General features: G+C 67.7%; 19 protein-coding genes and 1 tRNA gene. 14 read left to right on the top strand and 6 right to left on the bottom strand.

The window, feature by feature from the left end:
- Positions 1-19 precede the first annotated feature (19 nt).
- From SZ60_RS06045 to SZ60_RS17120, 3 genes are all read left to right on the top strand, one after another.
- Positions 20-1,015 (top strand): arsenic resistance protein, encoded by a 996-nt coding sequence (locus SZ60_RS06045; protein WP_043594585.1) that lies wholly within the window; start codon positions 20-22, stop codon positions 1,013-1,015.
- Between the two features lie 44 nt (positions 1,016-1,059).
- On the top strand, positions 1,060-1,374 hold the full coding sequence (locus SZ60_RS06040; protein ID WP_043594583.1) for a hypothetical protein: 315 nt from the start codon (positions 1,060-1,062) through the stop codon (positions 1,372-1,374).
- A gap of 193 nt (positions 1,375-1,567) precedes the next feature.
- The gene (locus SZ60_RS17120) at positions 1,568-2,011 is read left to right on the top strand and encodes a hypothetical protein (protein WP_054145818.1); all 444 of its coding nucleotides are present in this window, start codon (positions 1,568-1,570) and stop codon (positions 2,009-2,011) included.
- A gap of 32 nt (positions 2,012-2,043) precedes the next feature.
- On the opposite strand, the gene SZ60_RS06035 is transcribed toward SZ60_RS17120, so the two are convergent.
- Complete coding sequence (locus SZ60_RS06035) at positions 2,044-3,192, bottom strand: TDT family transporter (RefSeq protein ID WP_043594582.1); 1,149 nt, start codon at positions 3,190-3,192, stop codon at positions 2,044-2,046.
- A gap of 69 nt (positions 3,193-3,261) precedes the next feature.
- On the opposite strand from SZ60_RS06035, the gene SZ60_RS06030 reads away from it, so the two are divergent.
- On the top strand, positions 3,262-4,170 hold the full coding sequence (locus SZ60_RS06030) for a LysR family transcriptional regulator (protein WP_159825012.1): 909 nt from the start codon (positions 3,262-3,264) through the stop codon (positions 4,168-4,170).
- On the opposite strand, the gene SZ60_RS06025 is transcribed toward SZ60_RS06030, so the two are convergent.
- Positions 4,171-4,590, bottom strand: coding sequence for a uracil-DNA glycosylase (locus SZ60_RS06025; RefSeq protein WP_192119034.1), 420 nt, complete (start codon positions 4,588-4,590; stop codon positions 4,171-4,173).
- A 594-nt stretch (positions 4,591-5,184) separates the two neighbouring features.
- On the opposite strand from SZ60_RS06025, the gene SZ60_RS06020 reads away from it, so the two are divergent.
- Positions 5,185-5,700, top strand: coding sequence for a hypothetical protein (locus SZ60_RS06020; RefSeq protein WP_152970199.1), 516 nt, complete (start codon positions 5,185-5,187; stop codon positions 5,698-5,700).
- A 533-nt stretch (positions 5,701-6,233) separates the two neighbouring features.
- Positions 6,234-6,806: a hypothetical protein gene (locus SZ60_RS17115; RefSeq protein WP_156155509.1), complete on the top strand. Its 573-nt coding sequence runs from the start codon at positions 6,234-6,236 to the stop codon at positions 6,804-6,806.
- 23 nt (positions 6,807-6,829) lie between these two features.
- Here the strand turns inward: SZ60_RS17115 and SZ60_RS17850 are convergent, their stop codons facing one another.
- On the bottom strand, positions 6,830-7,105 hold the full coding sequence (locus tag SZ60_RS17850) for a helix-turn-helix transcriptional regulator (protein WP_082059912.1): 276 nt from the start codon (positions 7,103-7,105) through the stop codon (positions 6,830-6,832).
- Positions 7,106-7,208: 103 nt separating this feature from the next.
- Here SZ60_RS17850 and SZ60_RS06010 point away from each other — a divergent pair, with 103 nt between their 5' ends.
- From SZ60_RS06010 to SZ60_RS06000, 3 genes are all read left to right on the top strand, one after another.
- On the top strand, positions 7,209-8,177 hold the full coding sequence (locus tag SZ60_RS06010; protein WP_152970197.1) for a hypothetical protein: 969 nt from the start codon (positions 7,209-7,211) through the stop codon (positions 8,175-8,177).
- A 587-nt stretch (positions 8,178-8,764) separates the two neighbouring features.
- Positions 8,765-9,634: a hypothetical protein gene (locus SZ60_RS06005; RefSeq protein ID WP_152970196.1), complete on the top strand. Its 870-nt coding sequence runs from the start codon at positions 8,765-8,767 to the stop codon at positions 9,632-9,634.
- A complete protein-coding gene (locus tag SZ60_RS06000) occupies positions 9,631-11,535 on the top strand; it encodes a hypothetical protein (protein ID WP_043594572.1) in 1,905 nt (634 codons plus the stop codon). Before SZ60_RS06005 ends, SZ60_RS06000 begins: the two co-directional genes overlap by 4 nt.
- A 271-nt stretch (positions 11,536-11,806) precedes the next feature.
- On the opposite strand, the gene SZ60_RS05995 is transcribed toward SZ60_RS06000, so the two are convergent.
- A tRNA-Ser gene (locus SZ60_RS05995) sits at positions 11,807-11,897 on the bottom strand.
- A gap of 137 nt (positions 11,898-12,034) precedes the next feature.
- Between SZ60_RS05995 and SZ60_RS05990 the strand changes: the two genes are divergently transcribed.
- The 4 genes from SZ60_RS05990 to SZ60_RS05975 all read left to right on the top strand — a co-directional run bounded on the left by SZ60_RS05990 (position 12,035) and on the right by SZ60_RS05975 (position 16,175).
- Positions 12,035-12,892, top strand: a complete 858-nt coding sequence (locus tag SZ60_RS05990) for an SGNH/GDSL hydrolase family protein (RefSeq protein ID WP_156155508.1) — start codon at positions 12,035-12,037, stop codon at positions 12,890-12,892.
- Between the two features lie 9 nt (positions 12,893-12,901).
- Positions 12,902-14,266 (top strand): DNA repair protein RadA, encoded by a 1,365-nt coding sequence (gene radA, locus SZ60_RS05985; RefSeq protein ID WP_043594570.1) that lies wholly within the window; start codon positions 12,902-12,904, stop codon positions 14,264-14,266.
- Positions 14,267-14,980: 714 nt separating this feature from the next.
- Positions 14,981-15,661, top strand: coding sequence for a hypothetical protein (locus tag SZ60_RS05980; RefSeq protein ID WP_043594569.1), 681 nt, complete (start codon positions 14,981-14,983; stop codon positions 15,659-15,661).
- A 13-nt stretch (positions 15,662-15,674) separates the two neighbouring features.
- Complete coding sequence (locus SZ60_RS05975) at positions 15,675-16,175, top strand: hypothetical protein (RefSeq protein ID WP_052505199.1); 501 nt, start codon at positions 15,675-15,677, stop codon at positions 16,173-16,175.
- Between the two features lie 133 nt (positions 16,176-16,308).
- On the opposite strand, the gene SZ60_RS05970 is transcribed toward SZ60_RS05975, so the two are convergent.
- On the bottom strand, positions 16,309-16,896 hold the full coding sequence (locus tag SZ60_RS05970) for an amino-acid N-acetyltransferase (RefSeq protein ID WP_082059911.1): 588 nt from the start codon (positions 16,894-16,896) through the stop codon (positions 16,309-16,311).
- A gap of 191 nt (positions 16,897-17,087) precedes the next feature.
- Entirely contained in the window at positions 17,088-19,577 is a 2,490-nt protein-coding gene (locus SZ60_RS05965; RefSeq protein WP_043594568.1) for an ATP-dependent Clp protease ATP-binding subunit, read from the bottom strand.
- Between the two features lie 195 nt (positions 19,578-19,772).
- Here SZ60_RS05965 and SZ60_RS05960 point away from each other — a divergent pair, with 195 nt between their 5' ends.
- Positions 19,773-20,771, top strand: a complete 999-nt coding sequence (locus SZ60_RS05960) for an NAD(+)/NADH kinase (RefSeq protein ID WP_043594566.1) — start codon at positions 19,773-19,775, stop codon at positions 20,769-20,771.
- Positions 20,772-20,945: the final 174 nt, after the last annotated feature.

Below are 20,945 nucleotides of genomic sequence, written 5' to 3'. Positions count from 1 at the left end.
CCTCCACACCAGTCCAGCCGTGAACGCGGTCGTCTCCTGGCTCGAACACCGGCAGATAGGCCTCTACCTGGCGGCGATCCTGGCTGCCGGCGTCGTCGGCCTCACCGTGCCGGGAGCAAACCACCTAGAGGCAGCGATCGAGCCCGTGCTCGCGCTCCTGCTGTTCGCGACGTTCCTCGGGGTCCCGTTCGCCGCGATCGGGAAGTCCCTCCGCGACGGACGGTTCCTCGCCGCGGTCGGGGTGCTGAACTTCGCCGTCGTCCCGGTCGTCGCGTACGGGCTGTCCCGGTTTGTTGCGGACGAGCCGGCGCTGCTGTTCGGGGTGCTGCTGGTGCTGCTGACCCCGTGCATCGACTACGTGATCGTGTTCGCCGGCCTTGCTGGCGGCGCGTCGGAACGGCTCCTCGCCGCTGCACCGCTGCTGATGCTGGCGCAGATCCTCCTCCTGCCGCTGTACCTGCTGGTGTTCATCGGCCCCGAGGGCGTCGCCGTGGTCGAGGTCGGCCCCTTCGCCCGGGCCTTCCTTCTCCTGATCGCTGTCCCGCTCACCGCGGCCGCGCTCGTGCAGGCACTCGCCCGGCGACACCGATCCGGTGTCGTGATCGAGCGGACGATGCTGGGCGTGATGGTGCCGCTGATGATGGCGACCCTGTTCACCGTCGTGGCCTCCCAAGCGGGAGCTGTTGGGGACTCCTTGGGGCAGTTGCTCGTGCTGGTGCCGATCTACGCCGGGTTCCTCGTCGTCATGGCGGCGATCGGAATCGGCATTGCTCGCACCTTCCGACTCGACGTGCCAGCAACCCGGGCCCTGGTGTTCAGCGGCGCGACCAGGAACTCGCTCGTGGTCTTGCCGCTCGCGCTGGCCCTGCCGGCGTCACTGTCGCTTGCCCCGGTCGTTGTCGTGACCCAGACGCTCGTCGAACTCATGGGCATGGTGATCTTCGTCCGACTCATCCCCCGCCTCGTGAGCAGTCAAACCACAAAGGCCCATCCCGTCACGAAAACTGGCAAGTAGTCCGAGATAGGCCACCGGCCCTCGCCAGCGTTTAGCGTCGAGAGATGCAAATCACCTTGCAGTACTTCGACGGGTGCCCGAACTGGGAAACCACAGCCGAGCGTCTGGCCGTCATTAAGGCAGATCGGAATGACTTCACCGTGATCGAGCAGCGCGTTGAAACGCAGGCCGACGCAGAAGCGTTGGACTTCCGAGGCTCGCCAACACTGCTCATCGACGGCACCCCGCTCTTCCCGGCCCCGGACGCGCCTCCTGGTTTGGCCTGCCGCGTCTACCTCACTCCCGATGGTCTTGCAGGTTCTCCGTCGCTGGCTCAGCTTCAGGAAGCCATCTCGTCGTTTCAGAGCACGGACCATTAGCGCGTCCACCAGTTCGCAGGTGTCCGATAGACGATCCCCTATCGGGCGCTCCAAGCACGCGCTTCTACAGGGCTGAACGTCGGCGCATGCTCGTGGTTGCATCAGGTTCGCGACCGCTTCGTGCAGCCGCATCAGTCGGCGGCCGCCGACTCCCTTTTCCGTTTCGACGAACGAGTGAGCAGGAGAAAGCATCATGAGCAACACCGTCATCCATGACTTGGTTTCCGAGATGCTGAGTCAGCTTCCGTCCGGTGGAGGCATCGTGGCTGTGGATGGCGATGCTGGCGAGCATCTCTCGGACATGGGCAGTCAGTTAGCTCGGGAGATCAGCGCGAGAGGCCTCACGTCGTCGGTCCGATCATTCACGGGCGCAGACTTCGAGTCTTCACCCGCCGGCACGGACGTGCTGTTGGTCGTCGGCGAAGGCGCGTTGCAGCCTGGCGTCCGGACGCGGTGGAACTGGACTCTGTGGGTTGAAGCCTCCGGGGTGCGTGATCCGGCGAGCAACGACCGCAGTGCGGTGGCGTTCGAGAGCTACCGGTCGCGTGACGAGCCCAAGGGCGCCGCCTCGGCCATCGTCGACGTCAGTGACCCCGAGGCCTATCGCCGTGACTGGAACGACGCCTGTTCGATCTGAGCCACTCCCCCACGCACCCTCGTCGTCCGCGGTCAGGGCAGGGGACGGGGAGGCGCGAGGAGCGTTCCGCGTATGACGCTGCCGTGGAAGGTGCGCACGGCGACCGTGACCCAGGCCCCGACGAGCCCGATGTAGAACACGACCGCCAGTACCTGCAGCGCGACGAGTCCCGTGTGCAGGGCCAGACCGTTCAGGCCTGTCACGCAGGTGCCGACGGGGAAGGTGAACGACCACCAGGTGAGTGAGAACGGGAGCCCCTGGCGGATGGTGCGGCGGGTGATGGCCGATGCCAGTGCCGCCCACATCAGGGCGAATCCCAGAGTGGGCACACCGTAGACGAGCCCGAAGACGAACAGGGCGTGCGAGGTTCCCTGGTCGACGGCGAGGTGGGCGTTGCCACCGAGCAGGTTGGCCGCGGTGATCGACTGCCCCAGGGGGCCGAGGACGATCCAGAGGGTCGGGACCATGCCGGCCGGGCCGATCTTGTGCTGGGCCAGGCGTGACCAGATCAGCGTGATGATCACGATCGACGCCAGCAACGACAACCCGAACATCGCGTAGCACCCCCAGAGCATATTCTGCCTGGCCTGCCCCGCGGGCAGGAAGGGCAGCAGCAGCGCACCGGTCGAGGCAGACACCATCGGGGGAACCACGGGCATGAGCCAGCCGCCGAACGCACTGTCGGGGGCCGTGTCGTGCCGGGTGAACGTCAGGTACGGGACCGCGATCGCGCTGACGAGGCCGAGCACCGTACCGATGGTCCACAACACCCAGTCGATGCCGACCGCCAGGGGCGTACCGAGGACGTCTCTGCCCAAGAGCAGGGTGCCCGCGCCGACGGTCAGCAGCGCCATGGGCGGTGCCCCGTAGAAGTGCGCCATCACCGGATTGAGTCGATGCCCCCGCGCGGTGGCTCGGTAACGCACCCAGTGCATGACGGTCGCCGTGCTGAGAGCGACCAACAACACGCTGGCCAGTGCCCAGACGATGGTCGCGGCAGGGCGCAGCCCCGGGAACTGCAACGGCAGGGTCGCCGCGGCGTTGGCGACGATGCCGGTCCCCATGATCGACGCGAACCAGTTCGGGGTCAGGTTCGACACGATCTGCCCGCGGTGCTCGAGCTGGCGGAACAGACCGTGCGTGCGGGGAGGGGCGACAGTCGGTGTGATCGCGGCAGGCATGCCTCGATCTTCGTACGTGCGTCCGGCTGCCGATACGGGCGGATGCTTGTGGTGTCACAATCGATCCTTGTGACCGGACTCCCTGTTGATCTCGAGACGCTCCGACTGCTGGAGGCGATCTCGAGATCGGGCAGTCTGGGCCGGGCCGCGACATCGGTGGGCATCAGCCAGCAGGCGGCGTCGTCTCGCATCACGGGCGCCGAGCGGCGGCTGGGTCGTACGTTGCTCGTCCGTTCTCGGGCGGGCTCGGCGCTGACCGAGCACGGACTCCTGGTGTGCGAGTGGGGCCGACCCCTGCTCGAGGCGGCGACCACCTTCGAACGATCGCTGCACACCCTGATGACCGGCGCCTCCGACGCTCTCCTCGTCGCGGCGAGTCAGACGGTGTCAGAGGCGCTGATGCCACGCTGGATGACAGCGGCAGCGGATCGTGTCCGGGTACGCCTGGAATCGGGCAACAGCGACTGGGTCGTTGACGAGGTCCGTTCGGGGCGCGCGCACCTCGGGTTCACGGAGACCCCTGATGAGGCCGACGGGCTCGCCACGACCGTCCTGGGTGTCGACGAACTGCTCGTCGTCGTCTCGCCGAGGCACGCATGGGCATCGAAGTCCGAACCCGTGACGGCAGCGGATCTCGCATCCACACCGCTCGTGTCTCGGGAGTCGGGCTCGGGCACCCGCCGGACCCTCGAGCTCGCCCTGGGGATCGACCCTGCCCTGATGGCAGAACCCGCTGCGCAGTTGTCGTCGACGGGCGCCATCCGGGCGGCCATCGCCGGCGGTGTGGGTCCGGGAGTCATCAGCTCGTTGCTGGTCGAGGACGACCTCCGTGCCGGGCGCCTCGTCACCGTCCCGGCAGCCGTCGACCTGAGGCGCCCGTTCCGCGCCGTGTGGTCGGCCGGTCTGAGCGCCGGGGCGCAGGATCTCCTGGCCGTGATCGCCGCGTCGCAGCACAGCCCCGACTCCTCGCCGAGATGATCAGAGAAGCGAAGCGTGCCGTAGGGCCGTGACGGCCCGCAGGTGCTTCTCGCCGGCGCGGGTGGCGTTCGCCGGCGACAGATGGGGTGCCGCGAGCACGGGCACGACCCTCGCACGCGGTTCCAGGGTGAAGTACCTCATCACGCCCGTCAGGGCCGGAGTGCCGAAGGTCACGATCGCCCGCAGCTGCGGCAGAGAAACGAGCAGCTGAGCCAGGGCAGGGCGTGCCTCGTCGAGATCGGTGACGGTCGGCGCCCGACCAAGGGCCCACGGGACGATGTTCCATCGCAGGTAGACGTTCCTGCCCAGACCCGACTCGATCCGTGCTCGCCTGAACGCAGACGCCGTCGGCCCCGGGTTGTCCTCACTGCTGATCGCGTCCTCGCCCTGCTTGATCGTGGCAGGACCGGGTGATTCCATCAGCACGAGAACTGTCGCCGCTGCTCCTCCACCTGATGGGTCGAAGCCCGGCACGAAGCGCGCACGTCCTGGTCCGGAGCTCCGCCATTCCGATACGAGCTGATCGAGGCCCCTGGGCTGCTGCATCCCTAGACGCTACGACGTTAGGGACCGTTTCCGCCCACGCTCACCGACGACACGGAACGACCACGACGGCGTCCTCTCCGAGTGCGCTCGCCCCACAGCAAGTGATCCAGTGGGGGATCGTTAGCCGGACGATCGCCAGCCTCGACCACCCCCTTGGGGCTGCGCGGATCTAACCGTCTCAGATAGGTGGTCCGAGACAGGTTCCGGTGACGGGGCACTATGTGACACTGCCGACATGACATCGTCACCCCTCCCTAGGAGCGCCTGTTCGCCGATCGACGCTTCCTACCTCACAGCCCCGCGTGACGCCCAGGCGGATCTTGGAGGGTCGGCCCGGCTGATGCAGAAAAGCGCGGGCGGGGCCTTGAAGAAGCCGAACCACCCGGTCAGGTCCTGGGCGCCTATCGCCAGTCAAGCCGTTGACTGTCAGCCCGTTAGCATCGGGGCTACCTCCCTCGGATCTGATGCATGAGCGAGCGCCCCTCTCCCGAACACCGAGCCCGAGTACGCGCCACCGGCCTTGATCGAGAGCACCTAGTCGCGATGGGCGAGGTCGCGTACTGGTCTGCTCGACTGGAGCGCACGCTAGCGTTCGCCGTCATGGCCCTCGTCAGCGACGATGACCGCGAGACAAATGACATAGGAATTGTGGTGACCCGTGGCGTCTCCTTCAGCGGCCTGCTCGAATTGGGCGCGAAGCTCGTGAAGCTGCACCGCTTCCAGGGGCAGGTACGCGACATGTTCACGCGACTGTCCGCCGACTCGAAAGTTGCGATGGAGAGCCGGAATCACCTGCTGCACGGCGCGTGGACAACACCGGGAAAAGGACCAGCTTCGGCGAGCCGGGTCAAGGCCAAGGGGACCGTGGATCGCACATTCACCGTGGCACAGGTGGAAGACGTCGCTTACGACCTGGCAGTGCTCGCAGATCAGCTATTCATGCTGTTTCTCGTCATCGAAGGCGCGGTCGACTACGAGGAGTGACCACCTTGGGCCGATGCTCTTCGAAAGGTTCTGGGCTAACCGCGCCACCCCGAGTGGCAATCAACCGGGATGCCTCGGACCAATCGGCACGAGGTTCGAAGCGGCCCTCAATGAGCCTTCTGCGACAGCTCCAGCGGTGATTGCAAGCCCGATCTGCGCGTACGCGGCCATCAGCGTGCCGACACGGTGCCGAGCATCTCGCTCGAGGCGCTCCCCCTCCGCCGCAAAGCTCCGATCCGTGACGAAGCACTGCAACTGGTCGTACACGTGGTCCCACCGGACAGCGACCCGAGCGCGGCGCGATCCGTTGACCTCCTCGAAGTGGAGAGACCCGAAAGGCCTCCCATCCCTCATTCCCAGATCGACTCCGGCAAGTCGCCAATCTTGAGCCACGCGCGAGACATCCGCTCTCCAGACGACCACGCTCGGCGGGCTCGCGCCTAATCCGACAATCGTGTATTGCCCTGCAGTCTGCTCGCCCTCGGCCACTCCGCCACCTTCTAACTTCTTGTGATCCTGGACCCTCCGCATGGATGGTGGTAATAGTAATGACCATGGATGCAAGCAAACAAGCGAAGCCGACCTCGGGGCAGCGCAAGGCCTTCGGCATCATCACGATTCAAGGGCTTTTCCTGGACCTGAGCGACTCGCTCATAGCCCAACCAAGCAGCAGCGTCACATGGAGAGCTCACCCTGCCGGCCCACTCTCGGGCCTCACAGCAGCCATAGATGAGCACGAGGCGTCGATCAGCTGGGCGCCGACGTCAGATGTGCTCCGCGAGACGAGTACCGAAGATGCCCCCGACGAGCTCTTGGCCCATGTGCGACAGACCTATCTGACCTATCTCGAGCTATGCCTCAGGCTCGGTGAGTTCCAACTCGAGGCAACTCCGGTCACTGACGCCGCAGAGAACATCACCGGAACGTCACTTCGAGCCCGGCTGGTAGAGCGAGGAGCAGTCTGGCTCGACGAACTTCCCACTGCCAACCAGCAACGGTTCGCACCAATCCCCAGGGCCGACGAGGTGACCATGGTGGACATTCCCGACAGACCCTCGCCGCAGACAGACCCCGGGGGCGGGCAAAGGCCTGATGAATCGACATGACCAAGACCGTCACGTTGGAACGATCAGCTGTGGCGCGGCCAAAGGGAAACGCCGAGCCCCCGCTCGAGCTTCGCGATCGTTTCGAGGTCCGGCCACACCTGGCCCGCCAGGACGCTGAGCAGAGTCGTATGGGTGACACCTGAAGCTTCGGCTACCGACCGGATGCTGCGACTGCCGACGGCCTGACGAAGGTTCTGCGCGAATCTGCGAGCCACTTCCCCGATCGGGTCGTCCGAGCGAACGTCTGGCCACGGGGACGGGGCCAGCGCGGCTGGTTTCGCACGCGCTGTTCTACCCATGCCGCAAGGCTAGGCGCGCCAGCTCGCGCGCACGGCCGCCCCGTCGAACGTATCACAAATTGGTCATTGTAATGACCACTTTCGAGCTTGGAGATGAGCGCCGGTGAGCGATGAAGCTGACGAACGCCGCGAACGGCAGCTCGAGGTAATGAAGCGCATGGCCGAGAGGGAGCCCGAGGTGCTGGCTGCGGCTCATTACGACTACACGCCGAAGATGCCTGCTGATCAGTGGGCCGCCATCCGCCCTTACGTGCGGCGCGTCGTCCGCGACACGGCCCCCAGAACGCCGTACTCCGAGAAGGAGCTCTACCCGGCCGTTTCCCGTCTCGCCCTGTTCGCCTGGGCGGTAGCTAACGTTCCCCTCGAAGATGACAACGTCTTCGACCCGAGGTTCATCAACCGCTTCGTGCAGCATCACCTCGGGCAGTACAGCAGGGCAGGAAAGAACACCCTGCGCGCTCGGTTGAGACGCACGTCGGAGGCGCTCCTGGGCGACGAAGCTGCGGGTACATTCCGGGCCCTGGGCAAGGCTGAGGCGTCACGTCCGTACACCCCGAGCGAGGTGGCGTCGTTGTTGTCGTGGGCCAGTAGCCAGCACGACGAGGAACGGACGACCAGCGCCGGCGCGCTCCTCGCGCTCGGACTCGGGGCAGGACTGACGGGGCGGGAGATCATCGATCTAGAACTCGTGAACATCACGTCAGATAGTCGGGGCGTCGCGGTGCGCGTGTCGGGTGACGAGGCGAGAAACGTCCCGGTTCTTGCTCAGTGGGCCCCCTTCCTGCAGCGCCGAACGGCGTCCAAGGCAGCCTCCCGGTGGGCATTCCGGAGCGGGCAGCGAGGCGGGAACATCAATCTCGTCACGGACTTCGTCAGCCGGAATCCACGCCCTGCGGTCGAGCTGCAGTCCCGACGCATGCGAGCGACCTGGATCGTGGAACACCTCCGGCGGGGGACGCCCCTCGACCTGTTGTTGGAGGTCGCCGGCTTGCAGTCAGCCGAAGCGCTCGACCGGCTCTTGCCTTACGTCGCCAGAGCGGACGACGACCCCCGGCGGTACTCACTTCGCTGATGGTTACCACCCCGGCGCGAGCCGAGGCTGCGGCCATGACGCCCGTATAGGGACAAGACGATCACTTCCCGCGTCGGCCAGGTTCCCTCAGACGCCCAAATGGCGACGGGCATTTGCCACGTCTTCCAGACGCATCACGACCTCACCCCTAAGCAGACGCCCCAGCCGCTCAGGACTCTGCCCAGAGGCAGCCGCGTACGTCCCGACAGAGCGGAATTGTCTCGCTATCTCGACTCGGATGCTGCACGCCAGGCGATGCTGAATGCGAGCAGCGCCCCACTGGTCGAGCTGGCCTGACGAGAACGACACCGCCGAGACCCACTGAGCTTCGGGGTCGCGACCGAAGCGGCCTGGCTCACGCAGGTAGGACCGCGGCTCGAAACGTGGATCAGGCACCTCCGCAGTCTAGATGTGCGCTGAAAGCGCACCAGACCGCTTGATGGCCTTGTCTTGTCTCATGTCCATCTCTCGTGACCACCCCTGACGAGACACAGCCTCCGACTTCCCCCTCTTCCCAACTCGAGCGTGCCGTAGCACACTTTGGTCAATCTAATGACCACGCCACGCTGGAGCTACAGGAGGCGATCTTGCGCTATCAGCCGCGACGTATCGCCCCGACCAAGTGGCTGCCCGTTCGGGACTTCACGCTCGCGTGCGTCCTCGACGCCAAACCCCACGACATGCTCTACACGAGGATCCTCCTGACCTTCGCGAGCCGGTACGTCGTGTGGGCGTTCCACGAAGCCGGTGCGGAGCTGCGCCGCGATGACCTCTTCTACCCGTCCATGATCTACCGCTTCGCCCGCACCTACCCCAGCGCCAAGACGCAGCAGCTTGCCGAGACCAGACTCCTGAACCTCGCTGAAGCGCTTGGTTACGAGCCGTCTCCTCACCGCCTCAACAAGCAGAGCCGGGAGATACGACCCTTCTCGCATTCCGAGCTTCCCGCCTTCGAGAGCTGGGCCGCGTCGAGGTCCACCGACCGAGCCCGCCGGGATTCTTATGGGCTTCTCGCGCTTGCCGGTGGCGCAGGCCTCGGTGCGACCGAGATCGCCGCGGTCCGTGGCCGGGACTTGACGCGCACTCCGGCTGGCTGGGTCGTCCGTGTGACCGGAAAGGCGCCGCGAAGCATCCCCATCCGAATCGGGTGGAATTCGTACGCAGACATCGCTTTCGAGGGACTCGGCGACGATGACTACGCGGTCATCCCCCACCGCAAGGAGTCCTCGCGGGAGATCGCGCTGATGCACTACGGCGCCCGATACGACGGTCCTGCTATTCGGCGCCTCCGCATCACCTGGATCGTGGACCAGATCAACGTTCTGCCCCTGGCGAGCATCGTCTACGCGGCCGGCTTCAAGAACGTCTCGTCCCTCCTTCGCTACGCGCCCTTGGCCAAGGTCATGCCCGAGGTTGAGCTTCACGCGCTTCTCCGCTCAACGGGAGCGACTCAGTGACCGGCAAGCCCTCTTTCCATGACGAGGAGTTCTTCAACGGCATCTACACGGCCGACCGGATCGTCAGCGGATCGACCAAGACGACCAAGTTCCGCGGCGCCGACGCCCGTGAGTGGATGACTTTCCTCCGTTCATCGGGTGTCATCGAGCTCCTCGCGACATGGCGCGCGGAGGACCGCGAGAAGAAAGCCCCGGGCGGTGCCAAACCGAAGATCGATGACCTGGCCATCCTGACCGTGGTGATGATGCTCCTGTCGGAGCAGTCCATGATCTTCGTGCGCGAGATGGGCCGCGTCTTCGAACACCGTCTCGACGATGAAGCCCGTCGCGAGCTCGGCATCGCTCACCTGTACGACAACGACAAGCCCAACGACTGGTACTTCCTGGCATGGCGGGCCATGCACCGCATCATCGACCTCTGGGACGCCTGGCCGGCGCCCCGCCGCCTGCTCACCCGGGACGAGCGGAGCAGCCTGGACGCGCTCCGGGACAAGAACATCGAACGCCGCGCACACGAGCGCAGCATGACCTTCACGAACACGCTGCTGGAGGCCACCGCCCAGAACCTGCCTCGAGCCGTGCGACGTCAGCGTCTCGCGCTCTCCGTCGACCAGACAGTGCTGCGTGCACCGAGCCAGAAGAACCGTTGGCCGCGGGAGAACGGCGTCGAGCAGCCCATGTTCATCGCGGGCACGGACAAGGAACAGCCGAAGTACGCGATGGAACTCGAAGCTGACCTGTACCCGATCGACAAGGGAGAGAAGGAACGCGTCTTCAGCAAGCACACCAAGGAGAACGGCAAGGCGAGCGTCAAGCAGGCACGGAGCCGGTGGCTGCTCGCCTACACCGCGAACCTCATCATCGACGTCAACGAGGACCCTTCAGGGGACCCCACCGAAGCACCACAGCTGATCCGTGGGGCGAGCCTGACGACGCCCAACAAAGGCATCGGGTTCCACACCGTCGAGCTCGTGAAGAACATCCAGGAACGCGGGTACGACATCGCGCGCCTCTCGTCCGACCTCGGGTACTCCGCGGGTCTCACGATGGAGGACTTCCACCGTCCGATGAGAGAGCTCGGCGTCGGCCTCGTCTTCGACTACAACCGCGCGAACCAGACCGGTGTGCGGGGCCAGGTCGGCGGAGCCAAGCTCGTTGAAGGCGGTCAGTTCTGCCCCGGCACACCGAAGCGACTCCTCGATGCAACGGTGCGGCGCAACAACAAGGAGATCGACAACGTCGAGTGGTCCCAGCAGATCGACGAGCGTGACGCATACCGACTCCACAAGAAGGAGGGTCCCGACGCCAACGGCAACGTGAAGATGCGCTGCCCAGCCCTCGGCCCGAGTGCGACGGTCGAGTGCCCCCTCCGCAAGCTCGACAAGCGTGCATCGCCGGACAAGGAACGCCGGCAGGTGCTGCGCGCCAACGTCCCCAAGCAGACAGATAAGGTCTGCTGCCAGACCTCGATCAAGGTGCGCCCGGAGGACGGCGAGAAGATGAACCAGATGCTGCCTTATGGCAGCAAGGAGTGGTCCAAGACCTACCGCCGCGACCGCAACAGCATCGAGAGCTTCAACGCCTTCATCAAGACCGGTCCCGAGCGCATCGCCGACTCCAGTGCACGGCGCCTGCGCGGTCTCGCCGCTCAGCAGTTCCTTCTCGCCATGCTCGCGACGGCCGCCAACATCCGCAAGATCGTCACCTTCCTCGCCGCCAAGCACCGAGCGCCGAAGGACCGCGACCGCCGCGTCGCGAAGGGCCTGACGCCGGTGCCTGCACGGCGCACCCGCCGTCGTGATGCCGAGGGCATGAGCAACTACCGCGCCGACTACGTCCGACCCGAACTGTCCCCGTTCCCGACGAGTGGACCCACCGTCGATCCGCCTCCGCGAACGTAGGCCCAGGCCCGTTCCAAGGCACCACACCCGAGCCTTCCGCTATCCCCCACCGCTCACGAGTCAATCCGGCGCGCCCAGAAGGGCGCGTCGCTTCGTCGTTTAAGCCGCCCGCACGCCTGGTGGCCGAGAGGGAGAGGCCAAGAGGTCCCGAACCCCTCGCCGGGAAGCGCTTCTTGGCCCAGAAACGGAAGAAAGCCCCCGAGCTACTCGGGGGCTTTCTTCTCGGGCTGAGTTCCGCAAACGAATTTCGGATGATGCGCAAACAACCCTGTGGCGGTACCGGTGGGATTTGAACCCACGGTGGAGTTAACCCCCACACATGTTTTCGAGACATGATCCTTCGGCCGCTCGGACACGGTACCGAGTACGAGTTTAGTACATCCGGCGGCAGGGACGAAACCGGGGGATTGTTCGTCCACCGCACCGCGCCTCCTCGGGGTTGTGCACAGGGTGCACAGACGCTCGGCGCGGGCATCAGAGCCGGGCGTAGCCTCGGCCCATGCCCTCACGCCACACCTTCACCGCCTTCCTCTCGGGCGTCGGCGTCACCCTCGCCACCACGGCCGCGGCCGGCGCCGGCGTCAGCCACTTCATGCAGCGCCGCAACGCGGCCGCCGCCGACCTGAACGCCCTGCTGCCCGTCCACTCCGCCTGGTGGCGCGACCGCTTCGACCGCAAGGGCAAGCTGCTCTACGTCGCGATGGGCGACTCCGCGGCCCAGGGCATCGGCGCCTCGAGCCCGGCCCGCAGCTACGTCGGCCGCCTCTCGGCCTACATGCGCCGCCAGAGCCACACGTCGCTGCGCGTCGTCAACCTCAGCGTCAGCGGCTCGACCACCTGGCTCTGCCGCAAAGACCAGCTGCCCAAGTTCGAGAAGTACGAACCCGACATCGTCACCGTGGCCATCGGCGCCAACGACATCATCCAGTTCAACCCTGAGTCGTTCGAGAAGAACCTCCGCGTCATCTACGGCGCCCTGCCCTCACACGCCATCGTCGGCGACCTGCCCGCCATGTGGATTCCCGACCGCGAGAAGAAGCTCGTCGAGGCCAACGCCATCGTCCGCCGCGTCGCCGGCGAGTTCGGCCTCACCGTCGCCCCGCTCTACGAGACCACCCGCCGCCAGGGCTTCTTCCGCACCTACCGCAACTCGGCTGGAGACCTCTTCCACCCCAACGACCGCGGCTACCGCGTCTGGGCCTCGGCCTTCGAACCCGCCATCACCGCCCGCCTCGCCCGCATCGCCGCCGACGAAGCCGCCACCGCGCACGAAGCCCGCGAGGCCGAAGCCGTCGCCGCCCACACGGCCGCCACGTCCCCGACGGGCGGCTCCGCCGATGTCGGGGGCGCCTCCTAGGCTGACGGTATGGCTCGCACCACCACTCCCCCGTTCCGCTGCACCGAGTGCGGGTGGACGTCGCTCAAGTGGGCCGGGCGCTGCGGCGAGTGCCAGAAGTGGGGCACCGTCGTCGACGTCACCTCGGCCCTCGTCAGCGCCCGCGGCACCGCCTCCGTCCGCGTCGAAGGCGACCGCATCGCCCGACCCATCACCCAGGTCGAAGCCAACAGCGTCGCCTACTGGCCCAGCGGCATCGCCGAGTTCGACCGCGTCCTCGGCGGCGGCATCGTCCCCGGCGCCGCCATCCTGCTCAGCGGCGAACCCGGCGTCGGCAAGTCCACCCTGCTGCTCGAGGTCGCCTCCCGCGCCGCCGCCACCGGCGCCCGCGTCCTCTACGTGACCGCCGAAGAAAGCGCCTCACAGGTCCGCCTCCGCGCCCAACGCACCGGCGCCATGCACGACAACCTCTTCCTCGCCGCCGAGGTCGACCTCTCGGTCATCCTCGGCCAGATCGACCAGGTCGACCCCCAACTCGTCATCGTCGACTCGGTGCAGACCGTCTCCTCCTCGACCATCGACGGCATCGCCGGCGGCACCTCCCAGGTGCGCGAGGTCGCCTCGACCCTCATCCGCGTCAGCAAAGACCGCAACCTGCCCGTCCTGCTCGTCGGCCACGTCACCAAAGACGGCACCATCGCCGGCCCCCGCCTGCTCGAACACCTCGTCGACGTCGTCTGCCAGTTCGAAGGCGACCGTCAGACCGCGCTCCGCTTCATCCGCGCCCACAAGAACCGCTTCGGCCCCACCGACGAAGTCGGCTGCTTCGAGATGACCGGCGACGGCATCGCCGAGGTCGCCGACCCCAGCGGCCTCTTCATGTCCCGCAACGGCACCCCCGTCAGCGGCACCTGCATCACCGTCGCCATGGAAGGCCGCCGCGCCCTGCCGGTCGAGGTCCAGGCGCTCATCGTCGCCAGCTCGACGCCCCAACCCCGCCGCGTCGTCAACGGTGTCGACTCCTCCCGCGTCGCCATGCTGCTCGCCGTGCTCGAACGCCGCGCCGGCATCCGCCTCGGCGACGCCGACGTCTACGTCAGCACCGTCGGCGGCATCAAGATCACCGAACCCGGCGCCGACCTCGCCATCGCCCTCGCCCTCGCCAGCGCCAGCCGCGAGAAACCCTTCCCCCAGACCATGGCCGCCGTCGGCGAGATCAGTCTCGCCGGCGAGATCCGCCCCGTGTCCTCCCCCAAGCAACGCGCCTCCGAAGCCCGCCGCCTCGGCTTCACCCAGCTCGTCGACGCCGAGTCAGGCAACCTGCGCGAAGCGCTCCGCCGGGCGTTCAGCGCCGCCGGCTCCGAACGCGACCGCGAGCTCGACCGGGCCTTCTGAGTCGACTCGACCCGCGCCTCCTGAGCCGGGAGTCGACCAGCGCAATCTGAGCCGACCCACGACTCCGGACGTCGGGTCGACCCAGGCCATCTGACCCGCCTCGTGACTTGACCCGCCTCTCCTGACCCGGAGTAGGAGTCAGGGCCAGGCGCGACTCCTAGCCCGAAGCCGCGCGCACCGTTCGGCACGTCGGCACGTCGGCACGTCGGCACGTCGGCACGTCCCGCATGGTCCAGCACGTCGGCACGTCCGGCACCTCCGACACCGGGCGCGAGTGGGCAGAAAATGCGGCTGCCACGCACACGACGAGCACCTTCTGCCCACTCGACGGCCGCGCCCGCACCCGCGCCCAAGAGCACGAACACCGCCCCATCGAGTGGTCCCGAACCGTCCCTCCGACGCACCCGAAGGACGATCTGCGACCACTCGACCCGCGCCTCCGGAACCGAGGCCCCACACACCGGCCCGGCCCACACGAGACCAGGGCACGAGTGGGCAGAAGATGCTCCTCCCCCGCCCACGACGAGCATCTTCTGCCCACTCGGCCCCACGTCCCGACCGCCCGATCCCCCGCACCGACCCGGCATCGCCCGCACCGGGGTACACCCGGGTCGGCGGCCTAACCAGGCACCTGCACCCCGCTCCACGCGGATTCTCAGCCCACACGCCGCGCTGGTCCCGGCCAACCCCCTGACCGGCCCTTAACCTGTGCCCATGTCGACGTTCAAGAACCCGGTCGGGCCGCAACCGCCCTCGGTCTACTGGCGTCGTCGCGCGGTGCTCGCGCTCGGTCTGATCGCGGTCGTGGTCATCATCGTGTTGATCGTCGTCCGCCCCGGGTCCGGCTCGGCAGAACCCGGTGCCGCCGCGACGACCACCGCGCCCCCGGCCGACACCGCCCCCAGCGAACCGGCCGCCACCGAGACCGCCCCCGCGGCCGACGCCACCGCCGACCCGGCCGACACCTCGACCGAGGGCGCCTCCGACGCCGCGACCTGCTCGACCCGCGACATCGAACTCAAGCCCGTCACCGACAAGACGAGCTACGCCGCGACCGAACTGCCGCAGATCTCGATGTCGATCACCAACTCGGGCCGCGCCGACTGCTCGATCGACCTCGGCTCGGCGCAACAGACCCTCGTCATCACGAGCGGCGAAGAGCAGTACTGGTCGTCGAAGGACTGCCAGGTCAACGGCACCAACCAGGTCGTCACGCTCACCGCCGGCCAGACCCTCAGCACTCCCCCCATCGCCTGGGACCGCACGCGCTCGTCCACCGACACCTGCGAGTCGACCTCGCGCGAACCCGTCACCGCCGGCGGCGCGACCTACCGCCTCGCCGTCTCGGTCGGCGACATCACCTCCGCCGACACCGCCCAGATGATCCTGAACTGACAGTGACCCACCCGTGAACGCAGCCACCCCCTCCTCCGAGCCCGTCGACCCCCGCGAGCCCGTCGACCCGGCCGACCGCAACGGAACCTTCCGCTCCGAGTCGCTCGAGCTGGCCCTCGCCGCCCAGGACGCCGCCGCCGTCGCCTTCGCCCTGCGGCACGACGTGGTCGTCGTCCCGAAGCTCGTGCTGCCGACCGACGCGAGCGCCGCCGCCGGCTCCGCACCCTCCACCGGTGGCCCCGACGACGGAGCCCTCCCCGACGAAGGCGACCAGGTCCGCGTCTTCGGTCGCGAGAACACCGACAAGCGCATCCTGCTGCTCTTCTCGTCGGACGACACCTACGCCGCGATGGTCCCCGACGACCCCAACCGCCAGGTCATGCTCTACGACGCGCTCTCGCTGCGCGCGTTCCTCGAGGCCCACCTCGACGTCATCGAGCAGGTCTTCTTCGACATCGCCGGCCCGCACACCATGGCCGCCAACCCCGAGGACCTCCTCAAGGCCCTCGGCTAGCGCCCGAGCCCCCAGAGCCCAGGAGGCGCGGGTCGAGTGGTCCCGAATCGTCCTTCCCAGCGGGGCGAGGGACGATTCGCGACCACTCGACCGGCCGCAGCGAACGCGAGTTCGTGCGCGAGTTCGCGAACGACTACAGCGCGGGCAGCGCCTTCAGCATCCGCGAGTTGCCCAGCGTGTTCGGCTTCACCCGGGCCAGGTCGAGGAACTCCGCGACACCTTCGTCGGTCGAGCGCACGAGCTCGCCGTAGACGTCCGGCGACACGAGCCCCTCGTCGCCCACGTTGAGGTACCCGTGCTTCTCGAAGAAGTCGACCTCGAACGTCAGGCAGAACAGCCGGCCGATCTCGAGCTTGCGGGCCGCCCCTTCGAGCGACTCGAGGAGGCGGTGGCCGACCCCCTTGCGGATCCACGCGGCGTCGAGGGCGAGCGTGCGCACCTCGGCCAGGTCGTCCCACATGACGTGCAGCGCGCCGCAGCCGATCGGGACCCCGTCGGGCCCGACAGCGATCTGGAACTCCTGGACGTCGCCGTACAGCGTCACGAGGTCCTTGCCGAGCAGGATGCGCTTCTGCACGAACGGCTCGCACAGCCGCTGGATGTGCGGCACGTCGCTGACGACCGCGTTCCGCACCGTGATGCCGTGTCGGTCGGCCCCGCCGAGCTGGTCGGCACCGCCGGGTCCGTCGGCACCGGTGGGCGCGTCTGCCGCGTCTGACATGGGACTCCCTCGAAGACCACGACCCGAGGAGGCGCGGGCCGCCGCCCAGCCTAGCGACGCGTTCGCGACCCGGCCCCGGGTACGCCGAAGGGCGGCCTCCGTCGTGGAAGACCGCCCCGGGCGTCGAAGGCGACCCGCGCCTCCTTCGGTGTTGCTGTCGTGCCGGTGTTGCTGTCGTGCTGGTGTCGCGCCTAGCTCTCGATCTCGGGGGCGTCGCCCACGAGGACCTCTTCGCGACCCGGCTGACGCGAGGTGGCGAAGGTGAACTCTCCGTCGACGAAGTCGACCTGGACGTGGTCGCCCGCGTTGAGCTCACCCTGCAGGATGCGCTCGGAGAGCCGGTCTTCGACCTCGTGCTGGATGGCACGACGCAGCGGCCGGGCACCGAGCGACGGGTCGAACCCGATCTCGATGAGCCGCTCTTTCGCGGACTGCGAGAGCACGGCCGTCATGTCGCGGTCGAGCAGACGGTCGGACAGGCGCTTGATGAACAGGTCGACGATCTGCAGCAGCTCTTCCTGGTTGAGCTGCGGGAACACGATCGTCTCGTCGACGCGGTTCAGGAACTCGGGCTTGAAGTGCTTCTTGAGCTCTTCGGTGACCTTCGAACGCATGCGCTCGTAGGAGGTCGCCGTGTCGCCCTCGATCTGGAAGCCGACGGGGCCGCCGGTGATGTCCTTCGTGCCGAGGTTGGTCGTCATGATGATGACCGTGTTCTTGAAGTCGACGACACGACCCTGACCGTCGGTGAGACGACCCTCTTCGAGCACCTGCAACAGCGAGTTGAAGATGTCGGGGTGGGCCTTCTCGATCTCGTCGAACAGCACCACGGAGAACGGCTTGCGGCGGACCTTCTCGGTCAGCTGCCCGCCCTCTTCGAAGCCGACGAACCCGGGAGGGGCACCGAACAGACGCGAGACGGTGTGCTTCTCGCCGTACTCGGACATGTCGAGCGAGATCAGCGCGCCCTCGTCGTCGAACAGGAACTCGGCGAGCGCCTTGGCCAGCTCGGTCTTGCCGACGCCCGTGGGCCCGGCGAAGATGAACGAGCCGGAGGGACGCTTGGGGTCCTTCAGGCCGGCACGCGTGCGGCGGATGGTCTTCGAGAGGGCCGCGATGGCCTGCTCTTGTCCGATGACGCGCTGGTGCAGGGCCTTCTCCATGAAGACGAGACGCGAGGTCTCTTCTTCGGTGAGCTTGAAGACCGGGATGCCCGTGGCCTGGGCCAGGACCTCGGCGATGATGCCCTCGTCGACGGTTCCGCCGGCTCCGGCCTCGCCCGAACGCCACGTCTTCTCGAGACGCAGGCGCTCACCGAGCAGCTTCTTCTCTTCGTCGCGCAGCGACGCGGCCTTCTCGAAGTCCTGGTCCTCGATCGCGCCCTCTTTCTGGCCGCGGACGCCGGCGATGCGCTCGTCGAACTCGCGCAGCTCGGGCGGTGCGGACAGGATCGACAGACGCAGGCGGGCGCCGGCCTCGTCGATCAGGTCGATGGCCTTGTCGGGCAGGAAGCGGTCGCTGACGTAACGGTCGGCGAGGTTCGCCGCCGCGACGATGGCGCCGTCGGTGATCGACACCTTGTGGAAGGCCTCGTACTTGTCGCGCAGCCCCTTGAGGATGTTGATCGCGTGGGGCAGCGAGGGCTCGTTGACCTGCACGGGCTGGAAGCGGCGCTCGAGGGCGGCGTCCTTCTCGAAGTGCTTGCGGTACTCGTCGAGCGTGGTCGCACCGATCGTCTGCAGCTCGCCACGGGCGAGCAGCGGCTTGAGGATCGACGCGGCGTCGATGGCGCCCTCGGCGGCACCCGCACCCACGAGGGTGTGGATCTCGTCGATGAAGACGATGATGTCGCCGCGCGTGCGGATCTCTTTGGTGACCTTCTTCAGGCGCTCCTCGAAGTCACCGCGGTAGCGGCTGCCGGCGATGAGCGAGCCGAGGTCGAGCGAGTAGAGCTGCTTGTCCTTCAGGGTCTCGGGGACCTCGCCCTTGACGATCGCCTGGGCCAGGCCCTCGACGACGGCGGTCTTGCCGACGCCGGGCTCACCGATCAGGACGGGGTTGTTCTTCGAGCGACGGGAGAGGATCTGCATGACCCGCTCCATCTCTTTCTCGCGCCCGATGACCGGGTCGAGCTTGTTGTCGCGCGCGGCCTGCGTCAGGTTGCGACCGAACTGGTCGAGCACCTGGCTGCCGCCCTGCGCGCCCTGGGTCTGTTCGCCGCCCACGGCCACCGCCTCTTTCCCCTGGTAGCCGGAGAGGAGCTGGATGACCTGCTGGCGGACCCGGTTGAGGTCGGCGCCGAGCTTCACGAGCACCTGGGCGGCGACTCCTTCACCCTCGCGGATGAGGCCGAGCAGGATGTGCTCGGTGCCGATGTAGTTGTGGCCGAGCTGCAGCGCCTCGCGCAGGCTCAGCTCGAGGACCTTCTTCGCACGAGGCGTGAAGGGGATGTGGCCGGTCGGCTGCTGCTGGCCCTGGCCGATGATGTCTTGCACCTGCTCGCGCACGGCGTCGAGCGAGATGCCCAGCGACTCGAGGGCCTTGGCGGCGACGCCTTCGCCCTCGTGGATCAGACCGAGCAGGATGTGCTCGGTGCCGATGTAGTTGTGGTTCAGCATCTTCGCCTCTTCTTGGGCGAGGACGACGACGCGACGGGCACGGTCGGTGAATCTCTCGAACATCTTCTTTGCTCCCTAGGTGGCGGGGTGGTTGTCGCCACCGAATGTGCATCTGGCGCCCGCAGGGTTCGGCACCGGTTTACAGAGAGAGTAACCAGGCCCCGCGGCTTAATCTGCCCCTGTTCGCTGGGGGCATAGAGCAGTGCGCAGGCGGGCTGACAGGGCGCGCTGACAGGGGTGGCGGCTAGCCTCGCGTCCATGGGCAAGTTCACGGTCGGCCTCGTTCCGCACCCCACGAAGTCGGTGCTCGACAGCGTCGAGATCATCCGCGGCTGGACGACCCGCTCACAGGCGCACCTCGTCGCCATGACGAGCGACGCGGCCCGGGTCGGCGACGGCGTCGAGCTGGTCGACGAGCGCACCTTCCGCGAGCGCGTCACCGTCGTGGTGGCCCTCGGCGGCGACGGCACGATGCTGGGCGCCATGCGGCTCGTCGCCGAACGTCCCGTGCCCGTGCTGGGTGTCAACTACGGCAACGTGGGCTTCCTGGTCGAGGTCGAGCCGCACGAGTTGCCCGAAGCGCTCGACCGCGTCGGCCAGAAGCAGTTCTCGCTCGAACCGCACCACGCCCTCGAGGTCACGCACTCGACGACCGGCTTCGAGAACACCTACCTGGCCTTCAACGACGCCTCGGTGGCCCGCCGCCCGGGCGAGGGCGTCGTCTCGGCCGACCTCGTGCTCGACGAGACGCCCTACGGCTACTACAAGGCCGACGCGATCGTCGCGGCGACGCCGGCCGGCTCGACCGCCTACAACTACGCCGCGGGCGGGCCGATCCTGTCGCCCGCGATCGCCGCCGTCGTGGTCACCCCGGTGGCGCCGATGTCGGGCATCGACCGCTCGGTCGTCCTCGGCCCGCGCGAACAGCTGCGGTTCGAGATCGGCGACGGCACGCACTCGGCGGCGCTCGAGGTCGACGGCCGCGTGGTCGCCGACGTCAGCGAGGGCTGCGTCATCAGGCTCGTGCTGCGACGAGACGCCGGCCAGGTGATCCGGCTCGACGCCGACCGGCACGGCCGCAAGGGCCGCCTCAAGCTCAGCCTGCTCGACCTGCCGCTGAGAGAAGACCAGCTGCTCGAGCTCGTCCCGACCGACGTCCGGGCCCGCTTCCGCGAACGCGCCGAGCGCGCCGGCGGCCTCGCCGGTGTCGCCCACGACGACGACACCGCCGTCACCGGCATCAGCCCCCTGCACTGACGCGGCCGCCCGGGGGCATCAGCCCCGGGCACCGACGCACCCGCCTCCAGGAGGCGCGGTGCGCGGTGGTCGCGCACCGCGCCTCCTGCGCTCTGCCGCCGTCGTGCGGCCCGGCCGCTCGGCCGCCGCGAACCCGGGCGGTTTCGGCCACGGCGGGCGGTCGCGGACGGGGCT

This window comes from Frigoribacterium sp. MEB024, from assembly GCF_000878135.1.
Taxonomy (GTDB): domain Bacteria; phylum Actinomycetota; class Actinomycetes; order Actinomycetales; family Microbacteriaceae; genus Frigoribacterium.
This window is presented reverse-complemented; position numbering and strand designations above follow the sequence as displayed.

Bases quoted from the DNA above. Each gene is read 5' to 3' on its own strand.
- SZ60_RS06040 (WP_043594583.1), top strand. From the start codon at position 1,060: ATGCAAATCACCTTGCAGTACTTCGACGGGTGCCCGAACTGGGAAACC.
- SZ60_RS17120 (WP_054145818.1), top strand. From the start codon at position 1,568: ATGAGCAACACCGTCATCCATGACTTGGTTTCCGAGATGCTGAGTCAG.
- SZ60_RS06035 (WP_043594582.1), bottom strand. From the start codon at position 3,192: ATGCCTGCCGCGATCACACCGACTGTCGCCCCTCCCCGCACGCACGGT.
- SZ60_RS06025 (WP_192119034.1), bottom strand. From the start codon at position 4,590: ATGGAATCACCCGGTCCTGCCACGATCAAGCAGGGCGAGGACGCGATC.
- SZ60_RS06020 (WP_152970199.1), top strand. From the start codon at position 5,185: ATGAGCGAGCGCCCCTCTCCCGAACACCGAGCCCGAGTACGCGCCACC.
- SZ60_RS17115 (WP_156155509.1), top strand. From the start codon at position 6,234: ATGGTGGTAATAGTAATGACCATGGATGCAAGCAAACAAGCGAAGCCG.
- SZ60_RS17850 (WP_082059912.1), bottom strand. From the start codon at position 7,105: ATGGGTAGAACAGCGCGTGCGAAACCAGCCGCGCTGGCCCCGTCCCCG.
- SZ60_RS05990 (WP_156155508.1), top strand. From the start codon at position 12,035: ATGCCCTCACGCCACACCTTCACCGCCTTCCTCTCGGGCGTCGGCGTC.
- radA (WP_043594570.1), top strand. From the start codon at position 12,902: ATGGCTCGCACCACCACTCCCCCGTTCCGCTGCACCGAGTGCGGGTGG.
- SZ60_RS05980 (WP_043594569.1), top strand. From the start codon at position 14,981: ATGTCGACGTTCAAGAACCCGGTCGGGCCGCAACCGCCCTCGGTCTAC.
- SZ60_RS05970 (WP_082059911.1), bottom strand. From the start codon at position 16,896: ATGTCAGACGCGGCAGACGCGCCCACCGGTGCCGACGGACCCGGCGGT.
- SZ60_RS05965 (WP_043594568.1), bottom strand. From the start codon at position 19,577: ATGTTCGAGAGATTCACCGACCGTGCCCGTCGCGTCGTCGTCCTCGCC.
- SZ60_RS05960 (WP_043594566.1), top strand. From the start codon at position 19,773: ATGGGCAAGTTCACGGTCGGCCTCGTTCCGCACCCCACGAAGTCGGTG.